Genomic DNA, 11302 nt, shown 5'->3' on the forward strand with positions numbered 1-11302 from the left:
TTCTCTGCACCAACTCGGTTTTCTGAACCCACCAGGAGACATCCATCATGAGCGAGATCACTGAGACCATCCCCGCCGACCGACGCTGCTGGTCGGTGAGCTGGCCGCAGTACACGCCCGTGGACGTGACGCCGCCTGAGCTGCGGCCGTCGGCGTTGGCCCACCACGTGCCCAGTTGGGCAGAGGCAGCGGCGACCCCGGACGCCGTGACCGACTGGGCCCAGCGCCAGGCCGTCGCGCTGGTGCCGTTCCAGCGTGACGCCCAGGGCTGGCCGCTGCACCCCGCTGGGCGCACCGGCCGCACCGGCCGCAACCTCGGCCGATGGGGCGAGAACGCGGCCGCCGACCCGATCGTGATCGCGGGCACCGGCCCGGACCGGCGGATCCTGCTGATCACCCGGGAGGACATCCACCAGGAGGCGATCCCCGGCGGGATGGTGGACCCCGGCGAGAGCGCACCGGCAGCGTTGGTGCGCGAGTTGCGGGAGGAGACCGGAGTGGACCTGAGCGACCACCAGTCGGTCATCCTGGGCCGGGACCTGGTGGACGACTGGCGCCAGTCGGACCACGCGTGGGTGGCCTCCACCAGCGCCCTGTACGTCCTGCCCATCACCGTCACCGCGACGGCCGCCGACGACGCCCTGGACGCCACCTGGTACCCGGCGGGCTCGATGGCCGCCCTGGAGACCGCCATCGCCGCCGCCGGCCGCACCCTGTACGCCGCCCACCGGCCACTGATCGCCCGCGCCCTCGCCCACCTCGACCGCTAGCCCACCCCCACCACCAGGGAGAACACCGCCATGAGTACGCAGCACATCACCGTCACCACCACCAGCGGCGAGACCACCCAGACCACCACCACCGACCCCGCCGTCGCCCGCGAATACGAGAACCTCCCGTTCGAGGCTGACCACATCGCCTCCGTCACCGTCACCGTCACCGACGACTGACGCCCCGCCCGAGAGCGTGCAGAGCCACCTGCGCACCCGCCTCCGACATGCTGGTGCAGACAACTGACCAGAGTTTCCACCACGGCGGCCGCGCTCATGGCCGAGGCCGCGCGCACCGGCACGAAGGTCGTGGCGATCGGCGACCACCTCCAGTATTTCCTTCCTTCCCGGAGGTGGCCAGCCGGCCGACCCAAAAGTTTTTTTGGGCACCTGAACTGCGTCAACTCGGCGTGCCGACCCGGGCAGTCAGCGGACCAGTAGACATGCAGACCTGGAGTCTGCATACTCGAATTACCGCAAGCGAAAAAGCAAGCGGAAACGAAAGCGCAAAAAGCCTCAGGAGGCATGGATCATGGGTAAGCGTGACCGCAACCGCAACGAGGACATCGTCGGCACCATCATCGAGGGCGACAACGAGGACACCATCAGCCGCAGCTTCTGAAACTCCGCGACAACCGAACGAAGCCGGGGCCCGCTACCAGCGGGCCCCGGCTTCATGCATGGAGCGATCTACGAGGGGATTTCCCACAGTCTCCTGAGCGCACGGAATGGGCTGGCCCCATCGAACTGGGCCCGGACGTGGATCTGCCACGCGGCGTCCGCCGCGTCGTCCAGCCAACGGCACCCCAGAAAGGTCTCGTTGCCCTTACTGACCGTCAGCTGCGCCCCGATCACGGCGGCCAGTTCCTCGCGGTACGAGGGGTGCGAGTAGCGCTCCAGCACTTCCTCGGCGGCCGAGCGGAGCGACGTGAACGTTCCGTCCGCGGCCTCGTAGGTGGCGCTCCTAAGAAGCGCGTTCATGGTGCCCCGGGCCGAAACCCCGCCCGTGATCCGATCGACCTGGTCCCAGAACTCGTTGTCATCCCAGCCGGGCAGCATCGCGAGGAGCTCTGCCAGATGCTGTTCCTCGGGCGCGTCACTTCGGTCCACCGGTTCGATCCCCTCCCTAGGCCACGCCGGCCGTGGCCGTTACGCGACTGTAGGGCCGCGAGGACGGGAGAGGAGACCGGTACGAAGTTCTTCAGCCTCGGGTGTTCCACGAAGGTCTGAAACGCGCTCGGGTAGAGGATGCCGAGCATGACGACATCGGTCCCTTGCTCAGGACAGTGCGTTGGCGGCCGTGGAGATGGCATGGCGGCGACGCTTTGCGAGAACTGCGATGAGGCGCTCTGTGTGCTGTGCCGAGCGGTCCCGGTTGAACAGGTCGGCGACCAGTGTGAGAGGTGCGCCTACGAGCCGCCGGGTTTCGACTCTTTCGACTCCTGGCGGGACGAGGAGGACGACGAGGAGGCCAAGGTCATCCAGTTCCATCCGCGTGAGAGCAGTCTTGGAGTCGCCCGGAAGAAGTAAGTTCCCGCTGACCTGCGGCGTTACATCTATAGGTATTTCTGTGTACGTTTGACGGGTGATCACCCCTCACTCCCCGCGCCGCGAGCGCCTCCGGCTCATCATGGTTCGCCGGGTCTCCACCATCGGCCAGGCCGTCGACGGCTACGGCCTCGACGCCCAGCAGACCGACTGCCGCCGATGGAACAACGGCACGGGCCACCGCATCGTCCACTCCGTCGTCGACGGGGACACCGTCACCACCTCTGGCGCGAGCACCGTCGACGAGCGTGAAGGGCTGATGGATGCCCTGGAGTGGATCAAAGAGGACCGAGCGGACGGCATCCTTGCGCCGAACCTCGACCGGCTCGCCCGCGAACTGACCGTCCAGGAAGCCGTCCTCAGCTACGTCTGGGCCCTCGGCGGCCGTGTGTTCACCGCCGACCACGGCGAGCACCTGGAGGACGACGTCGACGACCCGATGCGCACCGCCATGCGACAGATGCGCGGCGTCTTCCATCAGCTCGACCGCGGGATGATCCGCAAACGGCTACGCGACGGCCGCAACAGCAAGGCAGCCAAAGGCGGCTACGCCTATGGCGCACCGCCCTTCGGCAAGCAAGCCAAGGACGGCGAACTCGTCGACCTCGACGACGAGAAGGACGTCGAGGACCTGATCCGGCGCTGGGCCGACACGGAGGGCATCGGCCCCCGGCCGATCACCCGGCGCCTCAACGAAGCCGGGATCCCCGCAAAACGCGGCGGCAAGTGGCACCCGACCACTGTGGCCCGAATTCTCAGCCCCGAGGCCCGTCAGGCCGGCGTGGACCGCTCCGCACGCGACCGGGCCCGCAAGAAGGAAGAGACACGTCTCGCTCGCGCGGAGAAGCTGGTCAAGCTCCACGTCCGGTGACGAGGAACGGCGTCCGGTGGGTCAGCGGGTGTCGGAGCCCCGGGGCCCCAGGGGACGACGAGCGGGCCGAGGCGCCGGGGCCGTGGGCTGCGCCGGCTCCTCGACCCACTCGGAGAGGGTCGCGCGTTCTGCGGCGGACATGGCGCGAGGGTCGCGGACGCGCTGTGTGCCGGCCCCCAGTGGACGGCGAGTGGTGCTCATGCCGGCATCATCCCGCCCTCCGGGAGCAGTTGCACCCAGAGGGGGCCCCACGGTTGCCTCCACAGGTGGACCGCTCGTTGCACCGGAGGTCTCACCGGAGGTGTGACCCTCTGCGGGCAAGCCTGCCGCGTTTTCGCTGGTCACACCCCCTGGGCAAGCCTTGCCGAGAGAATGACACCTCTCTGTGCGGGTCACAGAGAGGTGTGGAGTGGTGCGGCGCGGCCGGCTGGTGAGCCTCGCCGTGCGTCAGATGCCCCTGCCCCTCGACGGCCTCCGTGGCGGCGGCGTGTACCGGGTGGGTGCAGCGTTCCGCGCCCGGATCGCGGCCCGCTCCGCCTCCTTCTTCGCTTCCCGCCGCTGCTGCAGCGCGTGCCGGCCGTCGCTCTCCACCTCGTGCAGCCGCGGGAACTTCGCGGAGATCTCGGAGCGCAGCTCCGTCTCGCCGCGGGCCTGCGCCGCCTTGCCGTGAGCCTCCTGGGCCTGCTCGCGGTACCCGGCAGCGTTGCCGGTGAGCCGGCCGAGCCGCTGCTGGTCGCTGACGTCGAGGGAGTGGCCGATGCGCTCGACCGTGGTGCGCACCTGGGCGAACCGGTCGGCGGCCTCGGCGACGTCCCGGGGCGGCGGGGCGGTCCCGAGGGCGTCGGAGAACCGGCTCCCCTTGATGAGGTCCCACGCGTCCGTGACCGCGGTGCGAGCGGCGTTCTGCGCCTGGTTCTCCTGGGTCCAGGCGTCGGCGCGCTCGGCGGTGTACCGCTCGGTGAGTTCGCGCTGTTCCCGGCGGGAGGTGCGCGCCAGACGCAGGGTGAGCCATGTTTTGTTGTCGGCTTGCGCCAGTTTGCCTAGCCAGGACGTGCGCGTCTCGGCGACCTGCTGCGCGGCGGCCGCCGTGTCCAGCTCCCGGCGGGCGGAGGCGAGGAGCACCTCGGCCTGGTCCAGGAGCTGGTGGCCCTCGGCGGTGTACTCCTGCCCGCGCGTCAGTCCCTCGGCCGCGGCCCGCTCCAGCCGCTGGGCAAGCCCCCGCGCGGCCGACTCGTCCCGCTGGGCAAGCCCCTCTGCTTCCTCGGCAATCTGGTCGTTGCGTGCGATCGTGCGCTTCAGGCCGCTGTCGCTCCACTTCCCGTACGGGCGCCTCGTCCACGGCGTGACGGCCCGCTCCTCCTTGAGCAGCTGCAGCCGCTGCAGCTGCTCCTCACTGAGCCGCGGTTCTTGCTGACGCTGTGCCTCCTCCTGGGCGCTGTGCACCGCCTTGTCGACGGCGGCCGGCGGCGGCGCGGCCGCGCCCGGGGCACGGGCCGGCTCGACCTCACGGTCGCGTTGCAGGGGCAGCGGCGCGGGCGCCGGCGGCTCGTGGAGCAGGTCGGAGACCATCCCGTCCGGCCGGGACTGCCCCAGGAACCGGGCGAAGGCGTCGACGGCCCGCTCCAGGCGCTCCCGCTCGCTGCGCGCGGCCCCGAGCCGGGCCTGGGTCTGCTCGTTCTCGACGACGTCCAGCGGCAGCCAGAGGTGGTTCTCCCGCCGGGCCCGGGTGATGCCCGGGTACGTGGCGAAGGCGTTCGCGCCGTGCCCGTACATCAGCGAGGTGCTGCACGTCAGGCCCTGGCTCGCGGCGATCGTCATCGCGTACCCGAGCGACAGCGCGCCGGAAGCGATCTGATCGGGCGTCATCCACCCCGACTCGTAGCGGACGCCACCCTCGGCTCGGCTGTCCTGGACCCGCCAGGTGACCTCGATGCGGTGGTCGTCGTTGAGCGCGGTGATGACGGCGCGGTAGCCGTTGAGCATGTCCGGCCCGTCGCCCCGCCTGGCCCGGTAGTCGTTGACGCGGATGCGCACCGCGTCGCCCACGGCGAGGGTGATCGTCTCGCCGCCCGGCCGGGCGTAGGTGTGCTCATCACCGAGTTCGCCGGCCGCGCGCCGGATCTGCTGGGCCCCCAGATTGAGGGCGTCGACGTCCGTGTTGCGGGCGGCGAGCACCACCAGGTGCTGGAGAAGGTCGTAGGTGTCGGGCCACTGCGCCCGGCGCAGCTCGTCCCAGGTGGTCAGGATCTGGGAGCGCGCCTCGTCGGCGGTCTCGGCCGCGTGGACACGGCCGCCGGCGGCCAGCAGCTCCAGGGCGTGGTGGTGGTCGCCGGTGCGCCAGACCTCCAGCGCGGCCCGCTCGGCGGCGTCCTCCTGGCGCCGGTTCTCCCTCAACGTCACCCCGCGCACGATGCGGTGGGTCTCGCGGAACCACCCGCCGACGCCCACCGCCTGGAGCTGGAGGTGGTCGCCGATCGCCACGACCTTCGTGCCCGTGCGCGCGGCCTCGGCCATGAGCGCGGCCGCCGACCGGTCGTCGACCATCGTCGCCTCGTCGACGACCAGGACGTCGACGCCCCGCAGGCCCTTGCCGCCGCGGATCTGCTGCAGCCAGGACGCGACCGTGCGGGCCGGGATGCCGGACACCTCCGTGAGGCCCTTCGCGGCGACCGCGGTGAGCGTGGCGCCGGCGTAGGTGGTGCCGGTCGCGTCCCACCCGATCCGGGCCGCCTCCATCAGCGTGGACTTGCCGGCGCCGGCGACACCGATGAGGGCGTCGATCCCGTGACCGGCGGTCAGAATCCGCATCACGGCGGCGCGCTGCTCGGCGGACAGCTCGTAGCCGGCGGCGACCTGGAAGACATCGATGGCGGCCGCGGCCTGGTCCTCGCGCAGCTGCACCGCCCCGCCCTCGAACTGGTCGAGGGCGTGCTGGCGCACGGTCGCCTCGGCGTCCAGGACGTCCTGGGTGGTGTACCGGGCGATCGACGACATGACCGTCGACCCGACGGTCGGGACCCGCACCGCGTAGCCCTCGGCGGCCAGGACCTCGTCGACGAGCTGCTCCAGGCGGTCCGGGTCGCCGTCGATGCCGTACTGCAGCTCGTTGGCGACGGCGGCCAGGGCCTGCGCCCGGCTGAAGACCTTCTCGTGCGCGGTCAGCCCGGTCTCGGGGTCGAAGACGGCCGCGGCGATGTCGGCCGGCGGCGGGATGCGCGGACCGCCGCCGGGGCCGTCGACGCCCTCGCCGTCGTCCGGGCCGGGCGGCCCTGGGGCCGCGGCCGCCACCATCGCGTCGACGTCGTCCACGACCTCGTGCGCGCGTTGCCGCCAGCTGCCGCGCATCGTGGCGCCGTCCGCGTCGAGCTTCTGCCGCTTGGTCGCCATGGAGACGGCCTGCTTCTCCTGGCGGCTCGCGTCGGCGCCGGCCCGCTCGTCGACGAGCGCGGCCCGGCGCGAGAAGTGGTCGCGCAGCTGCTCGGGAATGCCGGCAATCTCCCACGCGCCGGTGCGCTCGTTGCGCTCCCGCCGGATGCCGAAGTGCTGGTGGGTCAGCGCGCGGACGCGGGCCTTGAAGTAGGCGTCGGCGGCGGACGCGTGGCGGTGCAGGTCTTGGCCGCTGTTGGCGATCGCCCTCCACTGCCCGTCCTCGCACAGCGCGAGGTTGGCGATGGTGACGTGCAGATGCAGGTGCGGGTCGCCGGGCTCCCCGGCCTGGACCGGCCGCGCGCTTTGGTGCTCGACCGACCAGGCGAGCAGACCGCCGGTGGCGAGCCGGACCGGCGTGCCGTCCTCGCTGCCGACCGCGTACCCCACCCATCGTTCGATCTGCCGGAAGGTGTCGACCTTGGCCTGGTGCACGAGCGTGCGCAGGTCCTCGGCGGGGAGCTCGTCCAGCAGCGCGTGGACCACGCTGTCGCTCTTGGGGAGGTCGAGGACGAGGTCCCAACCGCGCACTCGGTCGTCGACCCGGCGGCCCTTGTGCTCCCATGCGGTGGCGAGTTCGGCCTCTCCGTAGACGTCGGCCAGGGAAATACCGGCGGCGCGTGCGAGTTTGTGGAGGGTGGTCACCTGCATGCGGTGCATTTCACCGAAGCGGCGGACATTGCGTTTCTGGGTCTCGAATACGGCCGCTTGTTTTGGTTTTCCTTCAAACAATGCGGCCGGCTCAACACCCCTTACCGTAGCGGCCTCTTCGATGGCCTCGACCAGTCGGGCAGTGGTGAGCTGAGCCAATGCGTGGGCGCGGACGGACGTGCGGGATTTGATGAGGCGGGCGCCCGTCTTTGGGTGGCATCCGTTCATCAGCCGGCGGGCCGCTTCCTTGCCCTCCTCGCCCAGCTCGGCGCCGGCGACCAGGTCGACAGCCTCCAGGCCGCTGCCCATCCAGATCAGGGCTGAGCCGCCCTCGGAGTTCAACCGGTAGTCGACGGCCTGGCCCTCACCGTCGTCCGCGGCGACGGTGCTCTTCTCGGCGTCGGCCTCGACGACGACGCAGCCGGCTTGCTGCCGCAGCCGGTACTCGACCTGCTCGTCGACCGTGATCTTTGTGACCCAGGCCACCGGCCACCCTCCCCGTTTGTGCGGTTGTGCTCTCCGCCGGCTTGCCGGGGTTCCCCGCGAGGGGAACCCCCTTTGTCCTTCTCCGCTTTTCGATCTTCAACCTGACGGAGACAAACAGGCTCACTCCACATGCATCTCAACGACCCTGTGCCGGTGCACAGCACCATGCCACTGGCCTCACTCCACCAACGAGTCGGGGTTCCTCAAACCGGCTCCGCGTCCCCTCGCGGGCAGGGAATCCTCCGGCTGCCCGCGGGCAGGGCAGGGCGGCCGCGCTGTCGAGAGACAGGGCTTCGGTCGACGGCCCCGCCGATACAGGTCAGCTTTTTCGTTGGCGAAAATGCCTGCGGCTAAGCGTGCGGGAAACTTCTGGGGACAGCGGGGCTCTACGCTAAGACGCGAAGAGACCCCCGGCACTAACCCTGCCGGGGGTCTCTTCCTTCGTCACCGGTCAGTGGAACCAGACAAGGACCGGAATTCTGATCTGTCGCTCTTCGCGGATTACGGTGTATTCGATGATGACCGACTCTCCCGCGATTTCCAGCGAATAGCGCACTCCGAGATCGTCCATAGGGTCGCCGGGCGGTTCTCGGTTCGCGTCGATAGCGGCACCGGCCTCAATTCCCAGGGCGACAAGGAAGTTGAGGACCTTCTTGGAGAGGTCCGGCGGCATGTCGAGCATGACATTCGCCGGAACTTCTTCGGTCCAAACGGTCCAGCCGCGCCGTGGGCGGTCGGTCATCCGGCCCGCCTTTCCGTTTGCTCCAGGAGGTCCTCGACGGCGACCAGGTTGCGGCCAGCCGCGGCGTTGGCGCGGCTGGTCTCGGCTCCCCGAGCCTGATCGAGCATCGCCGTCTTCCACCAGCGGCGCATGACGCCGGGGACGTCGGTCTCCTCGGCGGCCAGGACCTCGCCGTAGAAGCGGGCGCGCCGCTCCCCCGTGAGGGCCGCACCGATGGCGTTGATGGTGTGGGGGATCGCGGGGGCCCGGCTGTCTGCCGGGTGTTCGGGTTGGGCGCTCACTGCGCTCTCCCTTCAAGTCGGTGGTCCGGGTCCGAGTGTCCTACAGCTTCGGTCACGGGCCCGAACTCGCTGAGCAGCTCACGCCAGCCGAAGAGGGTGGCACCGGCACCCCGCCGGCCTGGCGGTTCCTCCAGGTGCCACTCTCCGGTGCGAGGCGTCGTACGCCACAGTTCACCCTCGTTGTCGACGACGGCCAGCACCGTGTCCGTGGCCGGAGCGGGGTCGTCTGTGGTCCAGGTGCGCAGCTCCGGGCACTGGTTTCGCCGCAGTTCGAGCAGTGCCGCGCGGGCGGCAGCCTCTCGCTGGGGTACCGGTTCGGCCTGCACGTGTGGCAGTCGTAATGCGTCGGCCAGGACGGGGTACGGCATCGCTCGATCCCTTGTGTTGTCAGCGGTCTCCGAGGAGCTGAGCGACCATCGGCGCGGCCTCCTCGTTGACGCGGCGGGCGACCTCGTGGACGACCTGCTTGGCCTCCTCGACCAGGCCGCGGCCCTCGGTGTGCTTCGGGGTCGGCAGGTCCCAGCCGGTGGCGGAGATCAGGATGTGCGAGACGGTGAGGACGGCGGGGCGGCCGGGCTTGAGGTTGGGCTCCCAGGGGTGGCGGTACTTGTCGTCGCGGGTCGCGATGTCGTACTGGGTCGTCCAGTCCTGCCACGGGTGGCGGGGCCGGCGGTCGGCAGGCAGGTCGCTGAACCACAGCGGCACGGAGACCTTGAAGGCGAGCGAGCCGACGCCGTCCTCGTTCTCGGCCCAGACCGCTTCGATTCCCTGGAGGTCGGGGCGGAACATCACGTAGCCGGTCAGTACGGGCGGCGTGGCCACGCGCCAGGCCGCTGCGGCGAACTCCTCGGTCGGCAACGGGGTGCCAGGGTTCTCGTCGTGGAACTCCTCCAGGCGCTGGCTGAGGTAGACGCCGTAGCGGCTGTGGCCGTCGCTGGCGCCGGAGCGGTCACCGGGCTCATCCACGGACACGAGGGTCGTGGGGGTCCAGTCGGTCATCGGTTCGCTCCCTCTCTCTGGAACGGTGCGGGGGCCGCTGGGTGACGGCCCCCGGGCTCATCTTGTCGTGCGGGGCTGACAGTGCGGAGGCGGTCAGGCGATATCGTCCGGGAGCGGTCCGCCCCGGCCACCGTCGAGGTCGACCATGAGCATGTCGGTGGGGTTCAGGGTGTCGGCGGTGTAGCGGATGGTCTCGGGCTCGGGTTCGGTCCGGTTGTGGACTCCGGCGGGCAGGAGGTCCTGGCCGACGTCGCGGTGCTCGATGGTGGCCTCGTCGCCGGCGGCGAGCAGCAGCTCGTAAGACAGGCGGGCCAGGCCGACGCTGCGGTGCCTGCCACCGGTGCAGCCCCACGCGATCGTGACGTCGGCGCCGGTGTCCTCGGCGAGGCCACGGGCGGTGGCGACCGCGTTGACCGCGAGCCGCTCCGCGCCCGGGGTGTTCATGACGTGGTCGTAGACCTCCTGGTCCAGCCCGGTGCGGTGCTTCAGCTCCGGGTTGTGGAACGGGTTGCGGAGCAGCGCCCGCAGGTCAACGACGAGGTCGGCGGTGGGAGTCGGGCCGTGGCCGTAGCCGAACGAGATGATGCGGATGCTCACTTGTCGTTCTCCTCGGTCTTGTCGGTCGCCTGGTAGACGTTGACGGTGCCGACGACGTCGCCGCTTCCGGTGTGGATCGCCCCGCCGTTGACGGTGCCGATCTGGATGATGGTGCCGGTGTTCTGGTCCACGTCGGCCGTGTTGTTGACGTCGCGCATGGTGGTCAGACACTCCTGTTCGTTGATCAGGTGGCAGGTGTCGTGTCGGTCGCAGTTGCACAGGCCGCAGATGCGGCACATCTCGTCGGCCTCCAGGTCGCAGGCCGGGCATCCTCCGGTGAGGGCCAGCTCCGCGGCCTCCGCCGCGAAGAGCTGGTCCAGGTTCACGAACATCAGCTGTCCTCGAACCGTTCGGTGGCGCAGGAGCCGCAGAGGGTCATCTGCGTGTGGTCGGTGCGGTCCGGGTCGAGCGCCGAGGTGAACGGGTCGTCCATCACCTCGACACCCGACTCCCGCTTCCCGCACACCTCGCACCGCAGGACCAAAAGCGGCGCCAGGAAGTCGAGGGCGTGGCGAATGCGGTCGCCGGTGCTGTCCTGGACGTGGCCCTGGGCCTCGTCCAGCAGCTCCGTGACGCGGTCGATGTCCTCGTGGTCGACCTCGGTCACAGACACCGTGATGGTGCCGACGACGTCGGCGACGGCCGCGAGAACGCCGGCGTCCGGGTTGGCCGGGTCGTACAGCGCCTTGAGGGCGGCGGCGTGCGGGCCGACCTCCTCGGTGCGGCACCCGGCGTCGCGGATGCGGTCCAGGCCGACGCGGACGATGGCGACGGCCGCCTGCAGTTCCTGGTCGAGGGTGAGCTTCGGGCTGCGGTCCACTGGGGTCCTTCCAGAGTTGCGGAGTATCTAGCTGGATTGAGCGTGTGCTGGCTTTTCAGAGGGCTGCGATGAGGAGCGCGGCGACGCCAAGGAAGAGGTGGTGGAAACTCT

Annotated in this window: 13 protein-coding genes; 4 read left to right on the forward strand and 9 right to left on the reverse strand. The window is 70.2% G+C overall.

Features of this window, described 5'->3' with window-relative positions:
• The first annotated feature begins 47 nt into the window (after positions 1–47).
• Positions 48–770, forward strand: a complete 723-nt coding sequence (locus ACJ6WD_RS40995; protein ID WP_407617781.1) for an NUDIX domain-containing protein — start codon at positions 48–50, stop codon at positions 768–770.
• A 30-nt stretch (positions 771–800) separates the two neighbouring features.
• Entirely contained in the window at positions 801–950 is a 150-nt protein-coding gene (locus ACJ6WD_RS41000) for a hypothetical protein (protein WP_382465476.1), read from the forward strand.
• Between the two features lie 510 nt (positions 951–1460).
• Here the strand turns inward: ACJ6WD_RS41000 and ACJ6WD_RS41005 are convergent.
• Positions 1461–1880, reverse strand: coding sequence for a hypothetical protein (locus ACJ6WD_RS41005; protein ID WP_407617782.1), 420 nt, complete (start codon positions 1878–1880; stop codon positions 1461–1463).
• Between the two features lie 201 nt (positions 1881–2081).
• Between ACJ6WD_RS41005 and ACJ6WD_RS41010 the strand changes: the two genes are divergently transcribed.
• Positions 2082–2300 carry a hypothetical protein gene (locus ACJ6WD_RS41010; protein ID WP_407617783.1) on the forward strand — a complete coding sequence of 73 codons (219 nt, stop codon included), beginning with the start codon at positions 2082–2084 and terminating at the stop codon, positions 2298–2300.
• 55 nt (positions 2301–2355) lie between these two features.
• A complete protein-coding gene (locus ACJ6WD_RS41015) occupies positions 2356–3189 on the forward strand; it encodes a recombinase family protein (RefSeq protein ID WP_407617784.1) in 834 nt (277 codons plus the stop codon).
• Positions 3190–3636: 447 nt separating this feature from the next.
• Here the strand turns inward: ACJ6WD_RS41015 and mobF are convergent, their stop codons facing one another.
• From mobF to ACJ6WD_RS41055, 8 genes are all read right to left on the reverse strand, one after another.
• A complete protein-coding gene (gene mobF / locus ACJ6WD_RS41020) occupies positions 3637–7752 on the reverse strand; it encodes a MobF family relaxase (protein WP_407617785.1) in 4116 nt (1371 codons plus the stop codon).
• Positions 7753–8203: 451 nt separating this feature from the next.
• On the reverse strand, positions 8204–8494 hold the full coding sequence (locus ACJ6WD_RS41025) for a hypothetical protein (protein WP_407617786.1): 291 nt from the start codon (positions 8492–8494) through the stop codon (positions 8204–8206).
• On the reverse strand, positions 8491–8775 hold the full coding sequence (locus ACJ6WD_RS41030; protein ID WP_407617787.1) for a hypothetical protein: 285 nt from the start codon (positions 8773–8775) through the stop codon (positions 8491–8493). The genes ACJ6WD_RS41025 and ACJ6WD_RS41030 overlap by 4 nt, the downstream gene beginning before the upstream one ends.
• Positions 8772–9143: a hypothetical protein gene (locus tag ACJ6WD_RS41035; RefSeq protein ID WP_407617788.1), complete on the reverse strand. Its 372-nt coding sequence runs from the start codon at positions 9141–9143 to the stop codon at positions 8772–8774. Before ACJ6WD_RS41035 ends, ACJ6WD_RS41030 begins: the two co-directional genes overlap by 4 nt.
• 19 nt (positions 9144–9162) lie before the next feature.
• Positions 9163–9774 carry a hypothetical protein gene (locus ACJ6WD_RS41040; protein ID WP_407617789.1) on the reverse strand — a complete coding sequence of 204 codons (612 nt, stop codon included), beginning with the start codon at positions 9772–9774 and terminating at the stop codon, positions 9163–9165.
• Between the two features lie 93 nt (positions 9775–9867).
• Positions 9868–10371: a hypothetical protein gene (locus ACJ6WD_RS41045; protein ID WP_407617790.1), complete on the reverse strand. Its 504-nt coding sequence runs from the start codon at positions 10369–10371 to the stop codon at positions 9868–9870.
• Positions 10368–10703, reverse strand: a complete 336-nt coding sequence (locus ACJ6WD_RS41050) for a hypothetical protein (RefSeq protein WP_407617791.1) — start codon at positions 10701–10703, stop codon at positions 10368–10370. Before ACJ6WD_RS41050 ends, ACJ6WD_RS41045 begins: the two co-directional genes overlap by 4 nt.
• Complete coding sequence (locus ACJ6WD_RS41055) at positions 10703–11191, reverse strand: hypothetical protein (protein WP_407617792.1); 489 nt, start codon at positions 11189–11191, stop codon at positions 10703–10705. The genes ACJ6WD_RS41050 and ACJ6WD_RS41055 overlap by 1 nt, the downstream gene beginning before the upstream one ends.
• Positions 11192–11302: the final 111 nt, after the last annotated feature.

Source organism: Streptomyces sp. VTCC 41912 (assembly GCF_045799175.1).
GTDB lineage: Bacteria > Actinomycetota > Actinomycetes > Streptomycetales > Streptomycetaceae > Streptomyces > Streptomyces albulus_C.